19 protein-coding genes are annotated in these 23,670 nt (G+C 54.2%); 13 read left to right on the top strand and 6 right to left on the bottom strand.

The window, feature by feature from the left end; translation table 11 throughout:
- The first annotated feature begins 68 nt into the window (after window positions 1-68).
- The 7 genes from SC206_RS09090 to SC206_RS09060 all read left to right on the top strand — a co-directional run bounded on the left by SC206_RS09090 (window position 69) and on the right by SC206_RS09060 (window position 6,861).
- Window positions 69-2,216 (top strand): intracellular growth attenuator family protein, encoded by a 2,148-nt coding sequence (locus SC206_RS09090; RefSeq protein WP_332736352.1) that lies wholly within the window; start codon window positions 69-71, stop codon window positions 2,214-2,216.
- A gap of 29 nt (window positions 2,217-2,245) precedes the next feature.
- On the top strand, window positions 2,246-2,911 hold the full coding sequence (gene yrfG, locus SC206_RS09085) for a GMP/IMP nucleotidase (protein ID WP_332736350.1): 666 nt from the start codon (window positions 2,246-2,248) through the stop codon (window positions 2,909-2,911).
- A 48-nt stretch (window positions 2,912-2,959) separates the two neighbouring features.
- The gene (hslR, locus tag SC206_RS09080; RefSeq protein ID WP_332736348.1) at window positions 2,960-3,373 is read left to right on the top strand and encodes a ribosome-associated heat shock protein Hsp15; all 414 of its coding nucleotides are present in this window, start codon (window positions 2,960-2,962) and stop codon (window positions 3,371-3,373) included.
- Between the two features lie 70 nt (window positions 3,374-3,443).
- Window positions 3,444-4,328, top strand: coding sequence for an Hsp33 family molecular chaperone HslO (gene hslO, locus SC206_RS09075; protein ID WP_332736346.1), 885 nt, complete (start codon window positions 3,444-3,446; stop codon window positions 4,326-4,328).
- A 192-nt stretch (window positions 4,329-4,520) separates the two neighbouring features.
- Window positions 4,521-6,140 (top strand): phosphoenolpyruvate carboxykinase (ATP), encoded by a 1,620-nt coding sequence (pckA, locus tag SC206_RS09070; protein ID WP_332736344.1) that lies wholly within the window; start codon window positions 4,521-4,523, stop codon window positions 6,138-6,140.
- Window positions 6,140-6,385, top strand: a complete 246-nt coding sequence (locus SC206_RS09065; protein WP_332736342.1) for a FitA-like ribbon-helix-helix domain-containing protein — start codon at window positions 6,140-6,142, stop codon at window positions 6,383-6,385. The genes pckA and SC206_RS09065 overlap by 1 nt, the downstream gene beginning before the upstream one ends.
- 2 nt (window positions 6,386-6,387) lie before the next feature.
- Window positions 6,388-6,861, top strand: a complete 474-nt coding sequence (locus SC206_RS09060) for a PIN domain-containing protein (protein ID WP_332736340.1) — start codon at window positions 6,388-6,390, stop codon at window positions 6,859-6,861.
- Between the two features lie 906 nt (window positions 6,862-7,767).
- Here SC206_RS09060 and envZ read toward each other — a convergent pair.
- Together envZ and ompR are read right to left on the bottom strand one after the other, a co-directional pair.
- Window positions 7,768-9,129 carry a two-component system sensor histidine kinase EnvZ gene (envZ, locus tag SC206_RS09055; RefSeq protein WP_332736338.1) on the bottom strand — a complete coding sequence of 454 codons (1,362 nt, stop codon included), beginning with the start codon at window positions 9,127-9,129 and terminating at the stop codon, window positions 7,768-7,770.
- On the bottom strand, window positions 9,126-9,845 hold the full coding sequence (gene ompR, locus SC206_RS09050; protein ID WP_009635740.1) for an osmolarity response regulator transcription factor OmpR: 720 nt from the start codon (window positions 9,843-9,845) through the stop codon (window positions 9,126-9,128). The genes envZ and ompR overlap by 4 nt, the downstream gene beginning before the upstream one ends.
- A 327-nt stretch (window positions 9,846-10,172) precedes the next feature.
- On the opposite strand from ompR, the gene greB reads away from it, so the two are divergent.
- From greB to feoB, 4 genes are all read left to right on the top strand, one after another.
- Window positions 10,173-10,652: a transcription elongation factor GreB gene (gene greB / locus SC206_RS09045; RefSeq protein ID WP_332736331.1), complete on the top strand. Its 480-nt coding sequence runs from the start codon at window positions 10,173-10,175 to the stop codon at window positions 10,650-10,652.
- Window positions 10,653-10,778: 126 nt separating this feature from the next.
- Complete coding sequence (locus SC206_RS09040) at window positions 10,779-13,142, top strand: Tex family protein (protein WP_332736329.1); 2,364 nt, start codon at window positions 10,779-10,781, stop codon at window positions 13,140-13,142.
- Window positions 13,143-13,414: 272 nt separating this feature from the next.
- Window positions 13,415-13,651: a ferrous iron transporter A gene (gene feoA / locus SC206_RS09035; protein WP_332736327.1), complete on the top strand. Its 237-nt coding sequence runs from the start codon at window positions 13,415-13,417 to the stop codon at window positions 13,649-13,651.
- Window positions 13,648-16,002 (top strand): Fe(2+) transporter permease subunit FeoB, encoded by a 2,355-nt coding sequence (feoB, locus tag SC206_RS09030; RefSeq protein WP_332736325.1) that lies wholly within the window; start codon window positions 13,648-13,650, stop codon window positions 16,000-16,002. Before feoA ends, feoB begins: the two co-directional genes overlap by 4 nt.
- An 86-nt stretch (window positions 16,003-16,088) precedes the next feature.
- Here feoB and SC206_RS09025 read toward each other — a convergent pair whose 3' ends face one another.
- Both SC206_RS09025 and bioH read right to left on the bottom strand, forming a co-directional pair.
- Complete coding sequence (locus tag SC206_RS09025; RefSeq protein WP_332736323.1) at window positions 16,089-16,358, bottom strand: YdgH/BhsA/McbA-like domain containing protein; 270 nt, start codon at window positions 16,356-16,358, stop codon at window positions 16,089-16,091.
- Window positions 16,359-16,633: 275 nt separating this feature from the next.
- Entirely contained in the window at window positions 16,634-17,413 is a 780-nt protein-coding gene (gene bioH / locus SC206_RS09020) for a pimeloyl-ACP methyl ester esterase BioH (RefSeq protein ID WP_332736321.1), read from the bottom strand.
- 85 nt (window positions 17,414-17,498) lie between these two features.
- On the opposite strand from bioH, the gene gntX reads away from it, so the two are divergent.
- Both gntX and nfuA read left to right on the top strand, forming a co-directional pair.
- Window positions 17,499-18,182 carry a DNA utilization protein GntX gene (gene gntX, locus SC206_RS09015; RefSeq protein WP_332736319.1) on the top strand — a complete coding sequence of 228 codons (684 nt, stop codon included), beginning with the start codon at window positions 17,499-17,501 and terminating at the stop codon, window positions 18,180-18,182.
- 59 nt (window positions 18,183-18,241) lie between these two features.
- A complete protein-coding gene (nfuA, locus tag SC206_RS09010) occupies window positions 18,242-18,817 on the top strand; it encodes a Fe-S biogenesis protein NfuA (protein ID WP_332736317.1) in 576 nt (191 codons plus the stop codon).
- Window positions 18,818-18,900: 83 nt separating this feature from the next.
- Here the strand turns inward: nfuA and malQ are convergent, their stop codons facing one another.
- Window positions 18,901-21,069 (bottom strand): 4-alpha-glucanotransferase, encoded by a 2,169-nt coding sequence (gene malQ / locus SC206_RS09005; RefSeq protein WP_332736315.1) that lies wholly within the window; start codon window positions 21,067-21,069, stop codon window positions 18,901-18,903.
- Window positions 21,070-21,078: 9 nt separating this feature from the next.
- Window positions 21,079-23,487 (bottom strand): maltodextrin phosphorylase, encoded by a 2,409-nt coding sequence (gene malP / locus SC206_RS09000; RefSeq protein ID WP_332736313.1) that lies wholly within the window; start codon window positions 23,485-23,487, stop codon window positions 21,079-21,081.
- Window positions 23,488-23,670: the final 183 nt, after the last annotated feature.

The following is a 23,670-nucleotide window of genomic DNA, read 5'->3' as shown; positions in this document are numbered from 1 at the left end:
CAGATTTTTATTATGTGTAGAATTTTCAATCAGATGGCTCAACACATCTGAATCTGAACGGGGATAGGATGAGTACAGTCGTCGAGTCGCTGATTTTGTTATGCGCAGTTTTACTGATCATAGGCTTTGGCCTGCGATTTGCGTTGCGACGCCGACGTTCAGCCTCCTCCAGCATGCATTTTTCAAAACCCAATCAGCGCAAACTGACTCAGCAAGAGCGCGACGCCGTAGAAAAATACTTCCGCCAAAACGACCCGCTCAGCCAAACGCCGCTGACGCATCGCAGCAACATGATTTTGCAGCGCGACAAGCTGGCGCTGACCGCCAAAAGTGAAAGCGTCTATTCCGTGACTCGCGCCATTACCCGTTACGGCCTTGCCAGCGATGATCCCAACAAGTGGCGTTATTTCCTCGAAACCACGGAAATCCATCTGCCGCTGTTTTGGGAACAGTTTATCGCGCAGGAAAACCACGTTGAACTGATCAAGACGCAAACGATCCCGTTGGTTATTTCGCTCAACGGCCATTCGCTCGTCGACCACATTTATGACCGCGCGTCGGTGACCTCGGCAGTCATCACCACCCCGCCCGAAAACGCCTACATTCGCCCTGAAGAAAACGATCACGTCGAGCTGCTCAACGTGCGCCATGAAACCCGCGAAGAGCATCAGCTGACCCAGACACGCGGGCTGCGCGAGGCATTGACGCTGTCGGTTATCATGGTGCTGGCGTACATTACGCTGGTCGGTCCGCCGATGATTCTGCCGTGGATGCTGGCGATTATCGCGCTGCTCGCCGTGTGGGTTGGCTGGCGACTGATGTCGGAAACGCTTGGCCGTAATCGCAAAGAAATTCACTGCCTGCGCGGCATGCCGAAACGCTGGGGCCTGTTTGGTGAGTCCAAGCAGGGCGACATCAGCAACATTTCGCTCGGCGTGGTTGACCTGATTTATCCGCCTCACTGGCAGCCGTTTATCAGCCGTGAACTGGGCCAGAAGACGGACATCGATGTCTATCTCAACAGTCAGGTGGTGCGTCAGGGCCGTTATCTTTCGCTGCATGATGAAGTTAAACATTTCCCGCTACAGCGCTGGGGCAAGAATCTGATCTTTACCTGCGCTTCTCTGCTGTTACTGATCGTTATGCTGACTTACGTGCCGCTGAGCCTGCCGTTGAAACTCAGCGTTGCCTGGCTACAGGGCGCGCAAAGCACGCAGGTAAACAGCGTGGCCGCGCTGGAAAAAACGCCGCTGCGCGTGGGCGATACGCTGAAGGTGCAAGGCTCCGGCATGTGTTACGTGCCTCCGCGCCTTAACGCCAACAACGCCTCGCCGTTTATGCCGTTCGACTGTTCGGCGGTTTACTGGAACGAAGCCGCCCCGCTCCCAATGCCCGAATCCGATACCATCGAAGCCGCCGATGATTTGCTGGCGACGGTGCGCACGCAGCTGCATCCGGGCAGTAACGGCGTCGAGCAGACCATCAATCCGCAGCTTGCGACCGCGATTGAAAAATCCGGTATGATCCTGCTGGACGATTTTTCAGACATTGTGCTGAAAACCGAAACGCTGTGCAGCAATAGCGAAGACTGCGTGAGATTGAAAAACGCGCTGGTGAACCTCGGCAATGCTGACAATTGGGTCACGCTGGTCAAGCGCGCCAAGTCCGGTTCGTTAAAAGGCATGAACGTGTTACTGCGTCCGGTAAGTGCCGATTCGCTTAACGAGCTGGTCAATACGGCGACCACCGCTTTCTATTCTCACGAAACGCTGCGTGCCGCCGAGGCGCTTAACAGTCCGCCGCCGGGCGGTTTCCTGATAAGCAATGACGAAGGCAAGCAGCTGGTGCCCGAAGTCAAACCGCCGGTGTCGCTGCTGGCTTACAACCCGCTCGAACAGTGGAAACAGCTGCAAAATCTCTCATCAATGCTGCTGCACACCCAGTTCTCGGCGCAGGGCATCATCACCAATATCAGTATCGACGCCAACGGCACGCGGCATATTTCGCTGCATAGCGAGCCCGATATCTCCACGCTGTGGCGTTATCTCGGCACCACGATTTTGCTGGTCATCGTCATCGCGACCTTCATCGTTAACCTTGTGCTGTTGATTAAACGTCGTCTCAATGACAAGCTGCGAATGGAAAAAATTCTGGCTTATTACGGTAACTGTTTCAATCCGACATTGATTACCCCGACACCGCACGCACTCGACTGATCGCAACGTCGAATACCGAGTATAATTGTATGACGCTGGACCTCGACTGGAACAAGATTGATACCGTGCTGCTCGACATGGACGGTACGCTGCTGGATTTAGCGTTTGATAGCCGTTTCTGGCTTGAGCAGGTGCCGCTGGCGCTCAGCGAAAAACGGCAGATTCCGATGGCTGATGCGAGACAGCACATCCATCAGGAATATCTGGCGGTACAGCACACAATGAACTGGTACTGCTTCGACTATTGGAGTAAAAAGCTCGACCTGGATATCTATCGGATGACCACGGAGAGTGGCAGCAACGCCCGTTTGCGCGACGACACAACCCCGTTTTTACAGGCGTTACGTCAAAGCGGCCGACGCACTATTTTGCTGACCAACGCCCATCCGCATAGCCTGGCGGTGAAAATCGAGCACACCGGTTTAGACCAGCACCTTGATTTATTACTTTCCACCCACACATTTGGTTATCCGAAAGAAGATCAGCGCCTGTGGGCTGCCGTACAGCAGCAAACGGGTTTTGATCCGGCAAGAACGCTTTTTGTGGACGACGGCGAACCGATTCTCGACGCAGCGAAAACCTACGGGATCCGCTACTGTCTCGGGATAGAAAACCCCGATTCCACCATGGCGGCAAAGTCATTTCAGGGCCATCCTTCAATCAGCGACTACCGCAGTCTGTTACCTCTGGGTTAACCGGCGCGGCCTCAGCCGATGATGTCCCTGCCTTAAACGGGAGGAGTCATGAAGGGAAAAGCACCACAACAGGATGATAACGCCGTTCGTCTCGACAAATGGCTATGGGCAGCGCGTTTCTATAAAACCCGCGCGCTGGCTCGCGAGATGATTGAAGGCGGCAAGGTTCATTACAACGGTCAGCGCGGAAAACCCAGCAAACTGGTTGAAGTGAATGCCGAAATCAAGCTGCGTCAGGGGAATGACGAAAAAACCGTGATTGTGCTGGATGTTACCGACCAGCGACGCAGCGCAGATCAGGCCCAGCTGCTTTATCAGGAAACGGAAACCAGCGTCGCCAATCGGGAGAAAATCTCGCAGGCGCGCAAAACGAATTCTCTGACCATGCCACACCCCGATCGGCGTCCCGACAAGAAAGAGCGGCGCACGCTGATAAAATTTAAATACAGCGACTCGGAATAAAGACAGCGGCGCGTAATAAAACAGCGCGCGTCGAGCTGAAAGGTGTCGAGTAGGCTAAACAGGAAAAATTATGTCAAATACTACTAAAGATCAGTTACATCGTTACTTATTCACTCACCATGCCGTGCGCGGCGAGCTGGTTTCCCTGAGCGAAACCTTTCAGCAGATCGTAGCGGGCCACGATTATCCGGCCGAAGTGCGTAACCTGCTGGGCGAAATGCTGGTTGCTACCAGCCTGCTGACCGCGACGCTGAAATTTGACGGCGATATCACCGTGCAGGTTCAGGGCGACGGTCCGCTGAAACTGGCCGTGATTAACGGTAATAATCTGCAGGAAATGCGCGGCGTTGCGCGTCTGCAAGGCGACATCGCGCCAGAGAGCACGTTGAAACAGATGCTCGGCAATGGCTACATGGTGATCACTATTTCACCAAGCGAAGGCGAGCGTTATCAGGGCGTTGTCGGTCTTGAAGGCGAAACGCTGGCCGAATGTCTGGAAGATTACTTCATGCGTTCCGAGCAGCTTCCGACCCGTATTTTCATCCGTACCGGCGAGTCTGAAGGCCAACCGGCGGCGGGCGGCATGCTGTTGCAGGTACTGCCAGCACAGGATACCGATGCTGACGAGTTCAGCCATCTGGCGCAGCTGACCACCACCATCAAAGCGGAAGAGCTGTTTACCCTGCCGGCAAACGAAGTGCTTTATCGTTTGTATCATCAGGAAGAAGTGACGCTGTACGAACCGCAGGATGTGAGTTTCAAATGCACCTGTTCCCGCCAGCGCTGTGCCGATGCCCTGCTGACGCTGCCAGATGCAGAAATTCTGGAAATGCTTGAAGAAGATAAGGAAATTGACATGCACTGCGACTACTGTGGCAGTCATTACATTTTCGATGCGATGGACATGGTCTCTATTCGTTCGGGCGCAAACAGCACTAACGACAGCATCCACTAAGTTTTTCCCGCATAAAAATCCAGCAAAGGAGCAGTTTATTAGCTGCTCCTGTTACATCACGTTGTGCTCTACTTCGCAAATCTACCAAAAATGTCCCAATAGCTTCATTTATTTGGTTACGGCCGTGTAAAAGGACTATTGTTCTCCCTACAATATCGCGCAGACAGACGATGTATATAAAGGAGCAGGGATATGTCTACCACACCTTTTTCAGCCAATGAGCTCGCCCAATACGGGATCTCGCAGGCAAGTGAAATTATTTCTAATCCGAGTTACGACCTGTTGTACCAAGAAGAGCAGGCTGCCGGCCTTGAAGGATTTGAACGCGGTCAGTTGACCGAGCTTGGCGCCATTAATGTGGATACCGGTATTTTCACCGGCCGTTCGCCGAAAGATAAATATATCGTCCGCGATGACACGACCCGCGATACCGTGTGGTGGTCAGATCAGGGCAAAGGTAAAAACGACAACAAACCGCTGAGTCAGGAAACCTGGCTGGAGCTGAAAAAGCTGGTCGGCGATCAGCTGTCAGGCAAACGTTTGTTTGTGGTCGATACCTTCTGCGGCACCAACGAAAACTCCCGTCTTAAAGTACGTTTCGTCACGGAAGTGGCGTGGCAGGCGCACTTTGTCAAAAACATGTTTATCCGCCCGACTGACGAAGAGCTGGTTGATTTCAAACCCGATTTCGTGGTGCTCAACGGTGCGAAATGCTCCAATCCAAACTGGAAAGAGCAGGGTCTGAACTCCGAAAACTTCATCGCATTTAACCTGACCGAAAATGTGCAGCTGATTGGCGGCACCTGGTACGGCGGCGAAATGAAGAAAGGCATGTTCGCCGTGATGAACTATTTGCTGCCGTTGAATGACATTGCTTCCATGCACTGCTCGGCCAACGTCGGCGAAGAAGGCGACGTGGCGGTGTTCTTCGGCCTGTCGGGTACAGGTAAAACGACGCTTTCAACCGATCCTAAACGCAAACTCATCGGCGACGACGAGCACGGCTGGGATGACGAAGGCGTGTTTAACTTCGAAGGCGGCTGCTACGCAAAGACCATTAATCTGAGCAAAGAAGCCGAGCCGGATATCTTCGGGGCTATCCGTCGCGATGCGCTGCTTGAAAACGTCGCGGTCAACGCTGACGGCATTATCGATTTCAACGACGGTTCGAAAACCGAAAACACCCGTGTAACCTACCCTATCTATCACATCGATAATATCGTCAAGCCGATTTCGAAAGCGGGTCACGCCACCAAGGTTATCTTCCTGACGGCCGACGCCTATGGCGTATTGCCGCCGGTTTCCTGCCTGAACGACGAGCAGACTCAGTACTACTTCCTGTCTGGCTTTACCGCCAAGCTGGCCGGTACCGAGCGCGGCGTGACGCAGCCTACGCCAACTTTCTCCGCCTGTTTCGGCGCGGCGTTCCTGACTCTGCACCCAACGCAGTACGCAGAAGTGCTGGAAAAACGCATGAAAGCATCGGGCGCGAAAGCCTATCTGGTTAACACCGGCTGGAACGGCACGGGCAAACGTATTTCGCTGAAAAATACCCGCGCGATTATCGATTCGATCCTGAGTGGTGAAATCGATAATCAACCTACCACGCAGCTGCCTATTTTCGATTTGGCCGTGCCGCAAACGCTGCCGGGCGTAGACACGCAGATTCTTGATCCGCGCGCCACCTACCCGAGTGCAGACGAATGGCAGACCAAAGCCGAAGCTCTGGCGACGCTGTTTGTGGAAAACTTCAGCAAGTATACCGACACTGAAACCGGCGCTGCGCTGGAAAGTGCCGGGCCTAAGCTGTAATGGCGACGCTGACCATTCGCAACCTCGATGACGAGGTGAAAGATTTGCTGCGTCTCTCGGCGGCCAAAAACGGGCATTCGATGGAAGAAGAAGCCCGTGTCATTCTTCGGCAGGCGCTACAAGGCAGCCCGCCGAGTTATGGTCTTGGCAGCCGATTGCAGCAACGATTTTCGCCAAGCGGAGGCGTGGAGTTAACGCTTTCACAGCGCGGCGCGGCGTCTGGTCAGCGGGATGACAAGCAGTGATCGTGCTTGATACACCGATCATTGCGGAAATTGTGCGGCCAAAGCCGCACAAATATTTACTGGAATGGCTCGATGCTCAAGATGCACAGCAGCTGTATCTTACGGCCATTTCCGTTGCCGAACTTTTTGCCAGCGTTGCTTCGCTGGCAGAGAGCCCGCAAAAATCTCAGGTTTCCGCGCTACTGCTCGAGATGCTGAACCACGATTTCGCTGGCCGTCTCTTATCCTTCGATGCTCATAGCGCGCTGATTTATGCCCAACTTTCAGCGGATAACGCACAGTCTGCCACGCCTTTAAATCAGACCGAATTGCAGAACGTCGCTATTTGCCAGCAGCATCAGGCACGACTCGCAACGGCGGACCTTGCTCGCTTTGCCGCGACAGGTGTTGGCCTGATTAATCCCTGGGAAAATCCGGGGAGCCCGCGGTGGCGGGAAGATTCAGCGGAATACTTCATCATGAGTCGGAAGTCATAATCACTTTCTTTTTTTGGGCGGCGGCCCAAACGCGCTTTGGGTATAGATTTGGGTATAGATTTGGAATCTATGGCAAGGTTTTAAGGGATTAAAATCTTTTGAGTCAAAATCTTTAAGTTCAAGTTTAAGTTCAAGGGCATGCGCTTTGCTTACTGCGCGGCGGCGCAGACCGCCTCAAGGATGTTCCTAAGCGAACACCCTTGAGAATCCCGCGCTTTTTTTCCACAGCTGCAACTTGAGGACTACATTCGTAGATCTTTCCAGAAGCCTCCGCGCGTGGCGTGGGTCGCGGTGCTTCGCACTCCCGTCACTTCGCTCAGAAGCCAAAAACGTCTTCTTCAACTCCGTTCCGCGCCGCCCTGAAGCCGCCAATCACAGCACTTAAAGCAAGGGCGGAAGCTTTTCAGCGGTCAAGGACCGACTCCTCAACCTGTCATAGCATTACGGCAAGGGCGGAAACTCTTAGACGGTCAAAAGCCGATCCCTCAAACAAGAAATTTTAGGTTGAGCTTTCGGTCCTTGACCGCCCAAAAGTATCCGTTTTTTCTGTTTAGGCTGTAATTGGCGGGATCAGGGCAGTGCTGAGCGGAGTGGAGGGAGACGTTTTTGGCTCCCGACCGGAGTGAAGGGACCGCAGAGCGGCACGACCAACGCCACTCACCAGTGTGTCTGAAACGATCTCCCTTTTTCAGCTCTCAAGTTGCAGCTGTGGAAAAAAAGGCGTGGGGGTCCAGGGGGTGTTGGCCTTGGAAGACCCCATGGGCGGTCTGCGCCGCCGCGCAGTAAGCGCAGCGCATGCAGTTGATTTTAAAGCTTTTGACCCAAATGGTTTGAACCAAATATTTTGACCCAAAAGCTTTTGACCTTAAAAAAGTTGCCTTTAGATTCCAAATCTAAAACCAAAAGCTATTTTTCAGCTCCCGCCGATGAGCCAATCGGCACATCAACATGCGTATTAGGTAAGTAAGCCCTAAACCGTAGCCCTCCGCGCGGACTCCTCCCGAGGTCTAGCGACCCTGCATGCGCGTCAATAATACGCTGCACAATCGCCAATCCAAGACCGGTTCCGCTAATTGTACGGGCGCTGTCGCCGCGCACAAACGGCTGGAACAGGTGCGCCAACTCTTCCGGCTCAATGCCCGGACCGTCGTCTTCAACCTGGAACCAGCTGCGATTCAACTCGTGGCCGCTGCTCACTTTAATCCATCCATTGCCGTAACGCGCCGCGTTGACCACCATATTCACCGCCGCACGCTTGATAGAGAGCGGATGCACATTGACCAGCACCTCACCTTCGAGCAAATCGGTTTCAATCTCACGCTCGTAGCCACTTTCTGCCGCAACCACTTCGCCGAGAATCGAGTTGAGATCGCACACTTCCGTCTGCATCTCCTGCCCGGTGCGCAGATAATCAATAAACTGCTCGATGATCGCGTTGCTCTCCTCGATATCTTTATTAATCGATTCTGCAAGGTACGCATCTTCACTGCTCATCATTTCCGTGGCGAGACGAATACGGGTCAGAGGCGTGCGCAAATCATGACTTACGCCGGCCATCAGCAGGGTTCTGTCGTCGGCCAACTGCTTGACGCCAGAGGCCATCTGATTAAACGCCCGCGTCACCGAACGCACTTCCGACGCGCCATATTCGCGCAGCGGCGGCGGAATAATCCCCTTTCCGACCTGCAACGCGGCGTGTTCCAACTCGACAAGGGGTCGATTCTGAATACGGATAAACAGCCACGCGCCGCCGATAGCCAGCAGCATAATCGCGAGCGTATAGCGGAATAGTGGCGAGAAATCGCCCTGATGAATTTCAGTCAGCGGCACGCGCACCCAGATGTCAGGCGACAACCAGGTTTTGAGCCAAACGACAGGAGTATTTTTATTTACTTCGACGCGAACGTCAGTCGGACCGCCAAGTTGCTGAGCCATTTGCTGGCTCAGAAACTCGTAGTGCTGCGCCCAGCGTAACCCACTCTCTTCGGCAGCAGAGTTTGTATACAGCGAAATGCCCAGCTCTCGGTAAATCTCGCGGCGAAACGCCGGCGGCACTTCCAGCAGCGTGCCATCTTCGAGCTGCAGCTTGTCGGTCATCAGCATACGGACTTCGTAGGCCAACACCTTATTGAACTGCTGCAAACTCGGCAAAATGGCAAAATTCAGCACTACCAGATACGTCGTCACCAGGCTGACAAACAGCAGGGTGACGATTAACAGCAAAGTACGGGCAAAGGAGCTACGCGGTGAGAAGCGTATTTTCCTCATGCCTTACTGCCGTCCGGCACAAATACGTAGCCCAGGCCCCAAACGGTCTGGATATAACGCGGATGCGCCGGATCTTCTTCTACCATGCGGCGAAGACGCGAAATCTGCACGTCGATGGAACGTTCCATCGCGCTGTACTCACGGCCACGGGCCAGATTCATCAGCTTGTCACGGGACAGCGGCTCACGCGGATGGCTCACCAGCGCTTTTAATACCGCAAACTCGCCGCTGGTCAATGGCATAGGCTCGTCTTCACGGAACATTTCGCGCGTCCCGAGATTCAGTTTGAATTTACCAAACGAAATCACGGCTTCTTCTTGCGAAGGCGCACCCGGCAGCTCGTTCGCCTGACGACGCAGCACGGCGCGGATACGGGCCAGCAGCTCACGCGGGTTGAACGGCTTGGGAATGTAGTCATCGGCGCCAATTTCGAGGCCAACAATACGGTCAACTTCTTCACCCTTGGCGGTCACCATAATGATCGGCATAGGGTTGCTTTGGCTACGCAGGCGGCGGCAGATAGACAAACCGTCTTCGCCCGGCAGCATCAGGTCGAGCACCATCAAATGAAAGGATTCACGCGTTAATAAACGATCCATTTGTTCAGCATTGGCAACGCTTCGTACCTGGAAGCCCTGCTCGGTCAGATAGCGTTCTAAAAGTGCGCGCAGGCGCATATCGTCATCAACTACCAGAATCTTGTGATTCTCTTGCATTTTATTACTCCCAAAGGCGCTAATACCCGAAGCCTGTATTGTAAAAAAGCTACGGCTAACGGACAGCTTTTAATGGTATATATTCTAGTCGAAATTGTAACAATGCTTATGCTTTGCCCAATTTATCAATAATTTTTAGCTAATTCACGCGATCTTACAGCAAAAGCTACGCCCTTTTTGGGTCTGTTCATATCTTTATGCTTTTTACATTTTTTTGGGAGATGTTTTCCAGAATCCGAAAAGCCTCCAAATCGGCTATTCCTTGAGGATGTGGGCTGAGTTATTCTCCCCCTCAAGCACTACTTTAGAGATAAAACGAACAAACTGATGAAAACTAGGCTGATAACGCGCGAAGGCTACCTGAAACTTAAACAGGAACTCGATTTTCTCTGGCGGGAAGAACGCCCCGAGGTCACCAAAAAAGTGACGTGGGCGGCAAGCCTCGGCGATCGCAGTGAAAACGCCGATTATCAATATAATAAAAAGCGTCTGCGCGAGATTGACCGTCGGGTCCGCTATCTCACTAAATGCATGGAAGAGCTGCGCATTGTCGATTACTCGCCCCAGCAGAACGGCAAGGTGTTTTTCGGCGCGCAGGTAGAGATTGAAAACGAAGAGGGCCAAACGCTGAGCTTTCGCATTGTGGGCTATGACGAAATTTTTGGCCGTAAGGATTACATCTCCATTGATTCGCCGATGGCGCGCGCCTTATTAAAGAAAGAAGTCGGTGACAGCGCTATCGTCAACACGCCGGTCGGTGACGCCGTGTGGTACATCAACGAGATTTTCTATCCTGCTGCCGAATAACTAGCCTGCCGCCGAGTAGCTTCCATCAATCTCAAAACGCCAGTCTCGGCATGCAGATGACTGGCATTTTCAGCGCTCAAAACGTATAACTGTCCCCCTGTTTTCATCTAAAAATTCTCTATAACTATGAATGATCAACTGAGCCGCATCATCGCAACAGAATTGCAGGTTCGTCCGGAGCAGGTTGCATCGGTCGTCCGCTTACTGGATGAAGGGAATACCGTGCCGTTTATCGCGCGGTATCGTAAGGAAGTCACCGGCGGGTTGGATGATACCCAACTGCGTCAGTTGGACACTCGTCTTGGTTATCTGCGTGAACTCGAAGATCGCCGCCAGACTATCCTCAAATCCATTGAGGAACAGGGCAAGCTGAGCGATGACTTGGCCAAGGCCATTACCGGCACGTTAAGCAAGACTGAACTGGAAGACCTTTATCTTCCCTTCAAACCCAAGCGCCGCACGCGCGGGCAAATCGCGATTGAAGCGGGCCTCGAGCCGCTGGCCGACCTGCTGTGGCAAGACGCGTCGCAGGTTCCCGAGCAGGCCGCTGCCGCTTTCGTCGATGCTGAAAAAGGCATTAATGACATCAAAGGCGCACTCGACGGCGCACGTTATATTCTGATGGAACGTTTTGCCGAAGACGCGACGCTGCTGGCGAAAGTGCGCGACTATCTGTGGAAAAACGCGCACCTGACTTCGCGTATGGTCGAAGGCAAAGAGCAGGATGGCGCGAAATTCCGCGACTATTTCGATCATCACGAACCGATTTCGCAGGTGCCTTCGCACCGCGCGCTGGCGATGTTCCGTGGCCGTAACGAAGGCGTCTTGCAGCTGGCACTGAATGCCGATCCGCAAACCGACGAGCCGCCGCGCGAGAGCTACGCCGAGCAGATTATCATCGACCATCTGGGCCTTAAGCTTAACAACGCGCCTGCCGACGTTTGGCGTCGCGCCGTGGTTAACTGGACCTGGCGCATCAAAGTGCTGATGCACCTCGAAATCGAGCTGATGAGCACCGTGCGCGAACGCGCCGAAGAAGAAGCGATCAACGTATTTGCGCGCAACATGCACGACCTGCTAATGGCCGCACCGGCCGGTATGCGCGCCACAATGGGCCTCGATCCGGGCCTGCGTACCGGCGTAAAAGTTGCCGTGGTGGATAACACCGGCAAGCTGGTCGGCATCGACACCGTTTATCCGCACACCGGACAGGCGGCGAAAGCGGCGCAACAGGTCGCTGCGCTGTGCATCAAGCACAACGTCGAGCTGGTGGCTATCGGCAACGGCACGGCATCACGCGAGACCGAACGCTTCTTTATCGAGCTGCAAAAACAGTTCCCGCAGGTTACCGCGCAGAAAGTGATTGTCAGCGAAGCGGGCGCGTCCGTCTATTCAGCCTCCGAGCTGGCGGCGCTGGAATTCCCTGACCTCGATGTCTCGATTCGTGGCGCGGTCTCTATCGCCCGTCGCTTGCAGGATCCTTTGGCCGAGCTGGTAAAAATCGACCCGAAATCTATCGGTGTCGGCCAGTATCAGCACGACGTCAGCCAAAGCCAGCTGGCGAAAAAGCTCGACGCCGTAGTCGAAGACTGTGTGAACGCCGTGGGTGTCGATTTGAATACCGCGTCGGTGCCGTTGCTGACGCGCGTGGCCGGTTTGACCCGCATGATGGCGCAGAACATCGTTAACTGGCGCGACGAAAACGGCCAGTTCCGCAATCGCGAACAGCTGCTGAAAGTGAGCCGTCTCGGCCCGAAAGCCTTTGAGCAGTGTGCGGGCTTCCTGCGCATCAATCACGGCGATAACCCGCTCGACGCTTCAACAGTTCACCCGGAAACCTATCCGGTGGTGCAGCGCATTCTGGCCGCGACCGAGCTGGCGTTGAAAGAGCTGATGGGCGATTCCAACGTGCTGCGCGGCTTAAAAGTCAGCGAGTTTGCCGACGAACGCTTTGGCGTGCCGACCGTCACCGACATTATTAAAGCGCTGGAAAAACCGGGCCACGATCCGCGTCCGGAATTCAAAACCGCGACCTTTGCGGAAGGCGTTGAAACCATGAACGACCTGACGGCAGGCATGGTGCTCGAAGGCACGGTCACCAATGTCACCAACTTTGGGGCGTTCGTGGATATCGGCGTGCATCAGGACGGTCTCGTGCATATCTCTTCACTCGCCAACAAGTTTGTCGAAGATCCACACACCGTGGTGAAGACCGGCGATATCGTGAAGGTCAAAGTGATGGAAGTTGACCTTCAGCGTAAACGTATCGCGCTGACCATGCGTCTCGACGAGCAGCCGGGCGAAGGTCCTGCGCGCCGCAACAATGGCGGTAGTGGCTCAACGAGCAGCAACTCGGCCGCACCGACAGCGGGCAAAGGTCGCGAAGCACCAAAGCGCAACGCACCTCCGGCTTCGGGTCGCGGTAATAGCAGCGCAGGAAACAACGCGATGGCCGACGCCCTCGCCGCCGCCTTCGGTAAAAAGAAATAAATCCACCAAGAACTATCCATACCGCCCTTAAACAGGCGGTATTTTTTTCCTTAAAAACCTGATTTTTTCCTGATTACGCCTGCGAATCTGTGCCAGATCAATAAATCTCCTCTCATGCAGCCTAGGATAGTCACCCATCGAAACTATCCAAAAAACACAAACCGAACGCGATGACTTGCCGGGAATGATTATTATTAGTCTTATTATTCAATGGATTAATTAAACTTCTTTTAACATCAAGTTAGCCGTTCGCCATGAGCGAGGGGATCATCATGCAGTTTCTAACTCGGCGTTGTTATAAAATCATCGGCTTCTCCAGCAATATCAGCCCGTCTTACCGGCAAAAACTGCTGTCACTCGGCATGCTTCCCGGCGCGGTTTTCAACGTACTGCGCGTCGCACCGCTGGGCGATCCTCTGCAAATCGAAACCCGTCGTACTCATCTCGTGTTGCGTAAAAAAGATCTGCAACTGCTGAACGTCGAGCTGCAAGCCGTGCAAACATCATGAGTACGTTAGCCATTAAAAACGTACTAAAGCCCATCACGCTTGGACTTATCGGCAATCCCAATTCCGGAAAAACGACCCTCTTCAATCAGTTAACGGGCGCACAGCAACGCGTCGGCAACTGGGCGGGTGTGACGGTCGAGCGCAAAGAAGGCGCTTTTGTGACCCCGCATCATCAGGTGCGGCTGGTCGATCTGCCCGGGACTTATTCACTCACTACGGTTTCCAGCCAGACCTCGCTCGACGAGCAAATTGCCTGCGGCTACATTCTTGGGGGCGAGGCCGATCTACTGATTAACGTCATCGACGCCTCCAACCTCGAGCGCAATCTTTATCTGACTCTGCAACTACTGGAGCTAGGCGTGCCCTGCATCGTGGCGCTTAACATGCTCGACATCGCCGCCTCGCAGCGCATTACTGTCGATATTGCCGAGCTTGGCAGGCGTCTTGGTTGCCCGGTGATTGCGCTGGTCGCCTCGCGGGCGAAAGGTCTTGAAGCACTGAAAGCCGCCATCGACAGCCTTCCCGAGCCGGTTCCGCTGCAACGAATTAACTATCCACCCGCGCTGATGCACGCGATGGTCCAGCTCGCCGAAGCCATGCCGTTCACGCTTACCAAATCACGCCGCGATTGGTTGGCGATTCAGATGCTTGAAGGCGATATTTTTAGCGCCACCTATGCCGGAAAGGCCAACGATTTGCTGGCAGAAGTCCGCGAAAAGTTGCTCGCCGACGCGCTTATCGACCCGCCGCTGGCGATTGCCAACGCGCGTTACGTCGCCATTACCGCGCTGTGCGACGAGGTCAGCAATTCGCAACACGGCTCGCCACACGGGCTGACGCAACGGCTGGACAGCATCATTCTCAATCGCTTTCTCGGCGTGCCGATTTTCCTGCTGGTGATGTATCTCATGTTCGTGCTGGCGATAAACGTTGGTGGCGCGCTAAAGCCGCTGTTTGAAATCGGCTCGACAACGATTTTTGTCGAGGGTATTCAATGGATTGGCGCTCTGCTTCATTTTCCGGTCTGGCTTACGCTATTTTTGGCGCAGGGCGTGGGCGGCGGAATAGGCACGGTGATGCCATTAATTCCGCAAATCGGCATGATGTATCTGTTTCTCTCCTTTCTCGAAGACTCCGGATACATGGCGCGCGCCGCTTTTGTGATGGACCGTCTGATGCAAACGCTGGGGCTGCCCGGAAAATCCTTTGTGCCGCTGATTGTCGGCTTTGGCTGTAACGTGCCGTCGATTATGGGCGCGCGAACGCTCGATGCGCCGCGTGAAAGGCTCATTACCGTGATGATGGCGCCCTTTATGTCCTGCGGCGCGCGGCTGGCGATTTTTGCCGTATTTTCTGCCGCGTTTTTCGGCCAGCACGGCGCGAGCCTGGTTTTTTCTCTTTATTTACTCGGAATTGTGGTGGCGGTGCTGACCGGATTAGTGATGAAACACACCGTCATGCGCGGTGAGGCTTCACCCTTTATTATGGAGCTGCCGGTTTATCACCTTCCCCAGTGCAAAACGCTGCTGCTGCAAACCTGGCAGCGGCTGAAAGGTTTTATTCTGCGGGCGGGCCGCGTAATAGTGATCGCCTGCGTATTTATTGGCGCGCTGAATAGCTTTACGTTTCAAGGTAATGTCGCAGATAACATCAACGATTCGGCGCTCGCCAGCGTCAGTAAAATCCTCACGCCTCTGCTTACGCCGATGGGCGTGCATGCCGATAACTGGCAGGCCACGGTCGGGCTGGTCACGGGCGCGATGGCAAAAGAGGTGGTCATCGGAACATTAAATACGCTTTATACCGCCGAACAGATGAAGGCTGAACCTTTTAACGCCGAAAACTATCATCCGCTGCGTGCCCTGCGCGACGCGGTAGTTGAAACGCGCGACAGCCTGCTCGACACCTTTAGCCTCCGTGTGCTGGCTAATCCTATCGAAGCCAGCAAGGGCAACGGCGACATGGCGGTCAGCGCACTCGGCGTAATGAGTGCAAAATTTGGCACCGCCGTTTCGGCCTACAGCTACCTGATTTTTGTGCTGCTTTATGTGCCGTGCGTCTCCGTAATGGGCGCGATCGCCCGCGAAACCAGCCGTCGCTGGATGGCGTTTTCGATTATTTGGGGTCTCAACGTCGCGTATTCATTGGCGACGCTGTTTTATCAAATCGCCACGCTGGCCCATCATCCGCAGCAAAGTCTGTCGATTATTTCGGCGGTTATCGGCGTTAACGCGCTGATCTTTATCGGCCTTCGCTGTTCTCGTCGTCGCGTGGATTCCATGCAGATTCAGCCTGCGCCGCCAAGCGGATGTAAAGGATGTGGCGTGACCAAGAAATGCGGCATGCAGTAAAGATTTTCAGCAGGACTAAACAAAAAGGGTAACCCGGCAGGTTACCCTTAACGTAAAGCAGCAAAATGTATCAACACGTCAGACGATTATTTGAAGGCTTCTGCCGTCGCGCTGATTTTGTTGTCATTGTTGGCTTCGATCACCACGTAATACTTCCCGCCCTTCTCTTCCACCAGCTTGTTGATGGCGCGTTTGGCATCCATCGGCGCGGTTTGCTCGTTGGAAATAGAGACAGTGCCCAGGCTGGTATAGTTGTTTTTCTGCGCTTCTTCACGACTAATTTCTTTAGCCGCCATCGCACCCGCAGAGAAAGTACTCAACAACACAGCCGCAACAACCAGTTTTTTGTAGTTCATGACATTACCTCTTTTATGGGTGATTTTTGTTAAAGCAGTCAAGATAGCTAACGTCGGATCGTCTGCGTCGGTAGTGAACGTCCTGCTCAAATACCGCAATTTTTTCCAGAGACGCAAACCCTCAACCGAGCCTGATAAGGCGGCTAATCGGTCTTCTGACGTTATCTCATTGAGTATTAATCACTCTTGGGAATTATCCATTAAAGAGGTCGGAACCCGCTACTTAACCTGAGATCTGTGAAGTAGCGCATTCTTTTAACTGCACCTTCATGCTCTTACATCAAATTTTGTTCGCGCAGAAAATCATTTATCAGCGTGCAAAACGCATCAGGATGAGAGATGAAAGGCGCGTGCGACGCTTTTGGAATGATAGCTGAGCGCGATTGCGGCCACCGTTCGTCGAGCAGCGGCGCGATTTTACGCGGCACCAAACCGTCGAGCGCGCCGTAAATGCGCAGAAACGGCAGCGTCAGGCTTTGCATCTGCGCGGTAATATCCTGATGATTAAGGATATCCAGCCCGCTGCTTAATACCTCAACCGGCGGAATTGGCAAATCCAGCACCATCGATTTCAACATCCGCGCGTCTTGACGGGCGCTTTCGCTGCCCAGCGTTTGCAGCGCCAGAAAACGCTCGACGGTGCGTTGAAAATCTTCACTCAGCTGATGCTGGAACCCTTGCAACACGTCAGGACGAATCCCCGGCCAGCTGTCGTGCGCGGCAAAACACGGCGACGAAGCCACGGTAATCAGCGCGTCAACGCGATCCGGCGCACTTAGCGCGGCCTGACTGGCAACCAATCCGCCAAGCGACCAGCCGATCCACACGGCGCTTTGCGGCGCCTGCGCCAAGACGGCGTCGGTCATCTGCTGCAAAGAGAGCGCGCCAAAATCCTGACTGCGGCCATAACCGGGCAGGTCTATCAGGTGCAGGCGAAAATGCGGCGTCCATCGCTCGACAATGTAACGCCACACCTCGGCGTTCAGTCCCCATCCGTGAAGCAGCACAATATCGCGCGAGCCTTCACCTAAAGTCTGCCAGTAGAGGCGGTTCATCGTGTAGTGTCCCTTTTAGTGATTTTTTCTGTATATAAAGGAGCTGCGCTTTGTTGTCACAATCCGCGTATCAACGGCCCGCATTATGTTAACCATAGCGAGCCGCTGCTGGCTATGTCAGCAGGCGTTAAATATTGCTCGTCATGGATTATGCAGCCTGTGTGTGAGCCATCTTGCGCCGATTCCGCCCTGCTGCCCGCGCTGCGGCTTGCCCAGCGATTCGACCCGATTACCCTGCGGACGCTGTCTCCATCAACCGCCGCCCTGGCAGGCGCTGGTGTTTGCCGGCACGTATCAGCCGCCGCTCAGCGATTTACTGCTGCGCCTCAAATTCTCTTCCTCACCCGACCTTGCCGAGCCTTTGGCGCGCTTGCTGCTGCTGCGCTGGCAGCAACGTTATCGCGAGGGAAGCATCGTCAAACCGCAAATTGTGCTTTCGGTGCCGCTGCATCTAAAACGTTATCGCCTGCGCGGCTACAATCAGGCCGAACTGCTGGCGCGTCCGCTGGCGCGCTGGCTTGGCTGCCACTATCTTCCTTTTGCACTGGAAAAAACCCGCGCTACGCCGCCGCAGCAACAGCTTTCGGAATCGTTTAGGAAACGCAATCTGCGCCACGCCTTTCGCTGCACTCAGACGTTGAAAGGTAAACATATTGCGCTGATCGACGACGTGGTCACCACCGGCAGCACAATTAGCGAAGTCAGTAAGATGCTGATTAAAAAGGATATTGCCTCGTTACAGATTTGGTGTATTTGCCGCACCTTGTAGTCAGTCTGTTAAAGGGCGTATTATGAACAACTGGAGAAGTCAACTATTGAGCCAATGCCATGATCATTATTACCGATGCTGCCCAAGAGCACTTTGCTAAACTTTTGGCAAATCAGGAAGCAGGCACCCAGATCCGCGTATTTGTGATTAACCCAGGTACGCCGACTGCGGAATGCGGTGTTTCATATTGCCCACCGGATGCTGTGGAATCCACAGACACCGAGCTGAAATTCGAGAAGCTTTCGGCGTTTATCGATGAGCTGAGCGCGCCTTATCTGCACGAAGCAGAGATAGACTTCGTGACCGATCAACTCGGTTCACAGCTGACGCTGAAAGCGCCAAACGCCAAAATGCGTAAAGTCTCTGACGATGCGCCATTGATGGAACGCGTTGAATATCTGTTGCAGGCGCAGATTAACCCGCAGCTTGCCAGCCACGGCGGCCGCGTGTCACTGATGGAAATCACCGACGACGGACTGGCTATTTTGCAGTTCGGCGGCGGTTGTAACGGTTGTTCAATGATTGATGTCACCTTGAAAGACGGCATCGAGAAAGAGCTGCTGGCCGCGTTCCCTGAATTAACAGGCGTGCGTGACCTGACCGAGCACCAGCGCGGCGAACACTCGTTCTATTAATTTTTACGCTGCGTTAATCTGTTTGTTAGATTAATCATCGCCTTAGCCACTGCGCCGTCCCGTCGGCACAGTGGCTTTGTTATCTATTTACCTTCTGTTTTCGCGTTATTCCCCGCCTGCGAGTTACGCTCTGCCTGCAAGTTATTCTCTGCCTTCAAGTTATCCGCTACCCTCGGGCTGCACGCCTTTCTGCGTTTATCCAAATCCGCCAGCAAAGTATCAATCCTTTTATCGGCAAACATCGTTTCGAGCGTTTCACTCAGCTTGCGTCGCCAATTAGGGTATTCCGTATCGGTGCCCGGCACGTTGACCGGCGTATTCATGTCCAGCCAATCTTCCGGCTGAAGCCCCAATAAGGCGCTGGCGCTGTCGGCGAGATAACGTTGCAGTCCAAGATTAAGCGTCGGATTCATTGCCAAGTTGTCGGCCTGCTTGGGAAAATCTTTTGGCACGCAGTGATGACGATGCAGCGCGTCGAGCAGCGCCTGACGGGTTTTCGCCCGATCGTCTTCCAGATTAGCCAGCACTTTCGCGTCGGGATAAATCCCCAGCGTCTCGCCGAGCCGGAGGTCGTCACCTTGCCAATAGCCGCGCAGCGTCGGTAAATCGTGCGTTGTGATGGTGGCCATCGCCTGCTCGACGTAGTCCTGAGGCGCAACAAAAAGCCGCTTTTTATCGTGCTCGAAATAGAGCACCTTGTAAGAATAAACGCCGCTGTCTTGCAGGCTGGCGACAATCTCTTTCGGCACGATCCCTAAATCTTCGCCAATTACCATGCACTGATGACGATGACTTTCCAGCGCCAGCACGGCGAGCAGGTCATCCAGCGGATAGCTCACGTACGCGCCCTTGTCGGCTTTCTGCGATTTTGGGATCCACCACAGGCGCAGCAAACTCATGACGTGATCGATACGCAGCGCGCCGCAGCTGCTCATATTTGCGCGCAGCATGTCGATAAACGGCTGATAAGCCTTGGCTTTCATGACGTTCGGGTCCATCGGCGGCAGGCCCCAGTTTTGCCCCTGCGGCCCGAGCTTGTCCGGCGGAGCGCCAACGGTCGCGCCGAGGCAATAGAGCCCGCGATTACACCAGGTTTCTGCGCCGCCTTCCGCCACGCCCACCGCTAAATCGCGATACAAACCAATGGGCATATCGAGCGCGAGGCTGGCCTGATAACACTCGGCAAACTGCTCGTGCGCCAACCATTGCAACCATAAATAAAAATCGACTTCAGAGGCGTACTGCTCGCAAAACTCTGCAACTTCATGGCTTTGCGGATCCTGATACGCCTCCGGCCACGCGGGCCAGCCCCACTGATCGGGCGCGGATCGGCTGAAATAGACGTGTAGCGCGTCGAAAATGGCCTGCTGTTTCAAGCTTTCGCCGCCCAGCAAGGCAAAGCTGCGGAAATCGCGTTTACGCTGGCTGGCGGGCGGCACCTGTCGAAAGGTTTGCCACGCCAGCTCGAGCGCGGTCAGCTTAAGCGCCATTACCTGCTCGTAACTGACATAATCCAGCCCGCGCGCCGCTTCAAGCGCCTGTTTTGTCTCAGGTAAATTCCACCAGCGCTGCGCCTCGTCGCTTTGCTGAAACTCTTCCACGGCGTTAACGTCAATGTAAGTCACATTTAACCAACGACGCGACGACGGGCTGTAAGGGCTGGCGCTTTGCGGATTGGCCGGATACAACGCGTGGATCGGATTAAGCCCGACAAACGCCCCGCCGCGTTCGCCGAGCTCCTTAACCATCTGTTTTAAATCACCAAAATCGCCTACGCCCCAATTGCTTTCGGATCGCAGCGTGTAAAGCTGCACGCAGGCGCCCCACAGCTTTTGATTATCTAACAACGCATCAGGCTCGTAACAGCGCGCCGGAGCGATAATGACCCGACAGCCCCAGCTTTTTTGCTGCCATGACAACGTTAGATGGTGATAACCCAAAGCCAACTCTTTGCCGAGCAGCAAAGGCTGGCCAAACAGCCCTTTGCCTTCCAGAATATCGCCGTTTTCCAGCGCCAGCTGCCAGTCGAAATCACCTTCACCGCGCGGATTCAAGGTTAGCGGTTTGCCCGCAATAAACACTTTTACCGGCGGCAGCGGCCCTGGGTCCGGCTCGTCGTCGGCGCGGCCCATCGCTTCCAGCAGCGCCTGCTGGGTTTCGGGTGAAACCTGTTGCTCTTCGTCTTCCATATTAATGAAGCGGCTTGAAATTCCGGCCCGCTTTGCTGCCTGTTCGAGTTGCTCGCCCTGCATGCCTGCTCCTTAACGCGTCGCCTGCCAAATGCGTTGTTGATAATCACGAATCGAACGGTCAGAACTGAACATGCCGACGCGTGCGGTATTAAGCAATGTACGACGGGTCCATTCGTCGCGATCGCGATAAAGCGTGTCGATTTCCTGCTGCGCGGCGCAATATTCGGCGAAATCGGCGAACACTAGATAAGGATCGCCGCCGTCCAGCAGGCTGTTGAGCAGCGGCGCAAAGGCGGTTTTATCGCCGTTACTGTAAAATCCGCTGCTCAGCTCGTCGATCACGGCCTTGAGCTTTTTATCCTTTTTCAGCCACGCTTTCGGCTTGTAGCCTTTCTTTTGCAACGCTTTTACCTGATCCACGGTATTGCCGAAAATAAAGATGTTCTCTTCGCCGACCTGCTCGGCAATTTCAACGTTCGCGCCGTCGAGCGTGCCCACGGTCAGCGCGCCGTTAAGCGCCAGCTTCATGTTGCCCGTGCCCGACGCCTCTTTACCGGCCATGGAAATCTGCTCTGAAACGTCCGCCGCCGGGATCATCATTTCAGCGACGGAGATGCGATAATCAGGAATGAACACCACTTTTAGACGATCGCCCACCACGGGATCATTGTTGATCTTCTCCGCTACCTGATTGATCGCATAGATAATATTTTTCGCCAAATAGTAGCCCGGCGCGGCTTTTGCCCCGAACAGGAACACGCGCGGCACGATATCCAGCTTTGGGTTGGCGCGGATCTGCTGATAAAGATAAACGATGTGCAGCAGATTAAGATGCTGGCGTTTGTACTCGTGCAGGCGTTTGATCATCACGTCGAAAATAGCGTTGGGATTCAGCGTGATGCCTAATTCTTGATGCACGTATTCGGCCAGCCGCGATTTATTTCTGTGTTTAATGTGCCGATAGCGGGTGCACAATTCCTTGTCATCAATTTTTGCCTCGAGCCCTTTCAGCGCATCGAGATCGGTAACCCATTCGGTTTGCAGCGTTTCATCGATCAGGGTAGAAAGCTCGGGATTACACTGTTTCAGCCAGCGCCTTGGCGTAATGCCGTTGGTCACGTTGTGGAATTTTTCCGGCCACAGCGCGTAATATTCGGGGAACAAGTCTTTGATAACCAAGTCAGAATGCAACGCTGCTACGCCATTAACCGCAAAACCCGCCACCACGCAGAGGTTCGCCATTCTGACCTGCTGGTCATAATGCACCGCCAGCTTGGCCCACACGGCTTCATCGCCGGGCCAGCGCTTATCCACCAACTTTTTGAAGTTGGCATTAATCTGTTTGATGATGGCAAAATGGCGCGGCAACAGGCTGCGCACCAGCTTTTCGTCCCAGGCTTCGAGCGCTTCGGGCATCAGCGTGTGGTTGGTGTAGGCGAAAGTGCGGCTGGTGATGTGCCACGCGTCGTCCCAGCTGAGCTGGTGTTCATCGAGTAAAATACGCAGCATTTCGGGAATGCCGATGGTCGGATGCGTGTCGTTAAGCTGGATAACTTCGTAATCGGGCAGCTCGCGAATATGGCGGCCCAAAAAATGGTGACGACGTAAAATATCGGCAATCGAGCAGGCGCACTGGAAATATTGCTGCATCAGGCGCAGGCGCTTGCCGGCTTCATGATTATCGTTCGGATAGAGCACCTTAGTCAGCTTGGCGGCATCAATGCCCTGCTGTTCGGCCTGCAAAAATTTGCCGTCGTTGAATTTCTCGAGATCAAACGGGTGAACGTGGGTCGCCTCCCACAGTCGTAGCGGCTGGGAAACGCCGTTACGATAGCCGATGACCGGCAAATCCCACGCCTCGCCGCGCAGCGAAAATTCTGCTTTCCAATAGCTTTTGCCATCGTCATCTTTAACGATTTTCCCGCCAATGCCGACATTAACCGCCAGCGCGCTGTTGTGGCGAAACCACGGATAGTGCGCGCGATGCCAGTCATCCGGCGCTTCGTGCTGCTTGCCGTTGACAAAACTCTGGCGAAATAGCCCGTATTGATAGTTCAGCCCGTAGCCAATCGCGGGTTGGCCGACTGAGGCCATCGAATCGAGATAGCAGGCCGCAAGCCGCCCTAAACCGCCGTTACCGAGCGCCGGATCGATCTCTTCTTCGAGCAAATCGGCGAGGTTGAGGTCAAACTGTTGCAGCGTTTCGGCGACCTGATCGTACCAGCCTAAGTTAATCAGGTTATTGCCGGTCAGGCGCCCTACCAGAAACTCCATTGAAATATAGTTAACGTGTCTTTTCACTTTACCCCTGCCTTTACCGCTGTCGGGGCGCGGCGGCAGCTGTTCGGCAACGGCGGCACTGACGGCGTGCCACCACTGGTGTCGGGTCATATCCTCTGCTGCGGTGAGTCCAAATGCTTGCCACTGGCGGGTCAAAGCCGCCAAAAAACTGTCCTGTTTAAACGTCTGTTTTGGCATAGGGCTATCGCTTTCCTTAGAGTGAAAGTGATTCGAACGCCAAGCGTAACCGGGCGGTTCCAATCGAGTGAGATTGATTCATGGGTGGGAATGTCTCTCTGACACTTATCTTTAACACTTATATATATAAACCCAATATGGCAAAATTGCTCACCGGTTGAGCAGCTAAAAATCCCGCCCGCG

The sequence above is a fragment of the Rouxiella sp. T17 genome (assembly GCF_036663475.1).
Taxonomy (GTDB): Bacteria; Pseudomonadota; Gammaproteobacteria; order Enterobacterales; family Enterobacteriaceae; genus Rouxiella.
This window is presented reverse-complemented; position numbering and strand designations above follow the sequence as displayed.

Bases quoted from the DNA above. Each gene is read 5' to 3' on its own strand.
- gntX (WP_332736319.1), top strand. From the start codon at position 17,499: ATGTTAACCATAGCGAGCCGCTGCTGGCTATGTCAGCAGGCGTTAAAT.
- SC206_RS09090 (WP_332736352.1), top strand. From the start codon at position 69: ATGAGTACAGTCGTCGAGTCGCTGATTTTGTTATGCGCAGTTTTACTG.
- ompR (WP_009635740.1), bottom strand. From the start codon at position 9,845: ATGCAAGAGAATCACAAGATTCTGGTAGTTGATGACGATATGCGCCTG.
- malP (WP_332736313.1), bottom strand. From the start codon at position 23,487: ATGCCAAAACAGACGTTTAAACAGGACAGTTTTTTGGCGGCTTTGACC.
- malQ (WP_332736315.1), bottom strand. From the start codon at position 21,069: ATGCAGGGCGAGCAACTCGAACAGGCAGCAAAGCGGGCCGGAATTTCA.
- pckA (WP_332736344.1), top strand. From the start codon at position 4,521: ATGTCTACCACACCTTTTTCAGCCAATGAGCTCGCCCAATACGGGATC.
- bioH (WP_332736321.1), bottom strand. From the start codon at position 17,413: ATGAACCGCCTCTACTGGCAGACTTTAGGTGAAGGCTCGCGCGATATT.
- hslR (WP_332736348.1), top strand. From the start codon at position 2,960: ATGAAGGGAAAAGCACCACAACAGGATGATAACGCCGTTCGTCTCGAC.
- greB (WP_332736331.1), top strand. From the start codon at position 10,173: ATGAAAACTAGGCTGATAACGCGCGAAGGCTACCTGAAACTTAAACAG.
- feoB (WP_332736325.1), top strand. From the start codon at position 13,648: ATGAGTACGTTAGCCATTAAAAACGTACTAAAGCCCATCACGCTTGGA.
- envZ (WP_332736338.1), bottom strand. From the start codon at position 9,129: ATGAGGAAAATACGCTTCTCACCGCGTAGCTCCTTTGCCCGTACTTTG.
- SC206_RS09065 (WP_332736342.1), top strand. From the start codon at position 6,140: ATGGCGACGCTGACCATTCGCAACCTCGATGACGAGGTGAAAGATTTG.
- nfuA (WP_332736317.1), top strand. From the start codon at position 18,242: ATGATCATTATTACCGATGCTGCCCAAGAGCACTTTGCTAAACTTTTG.
- feoA (WP_332736327.1), top strand. From the start codon at position 13,415: ATGCAGTTTCTAACTCGGCGTTGTTATAAAATCATCGGCTTCTCCAGC.
- hslO (WP_332736346.1), top strand. From the start codon at position 3,444: ATGTCAAATACTACTAAAGATCAGTTACATCGTTACTTATTCACTCAC.
- SC206_RS09040 (WP_332736329.1), top strand. From the start codon at position 10,779: ATGAATGATCAACTGAGCCGCATCATCGCAACAGAATTGCAGGTTCGT.
- SC206_RS09025 (WP_332736323.1), bottom strand. From the start codon at position 16,358: ATGAACTACAAAAAACTGGTTGTTGCGGCTGTGTTGTTGAGTACTTTC.
- yrfG (WP_332736350.1), top strand. From the start codon at position 2,246: ATGACGCTGGACCTCGACTGGAACAAGATTGATACCGTGCTGCTCGAC.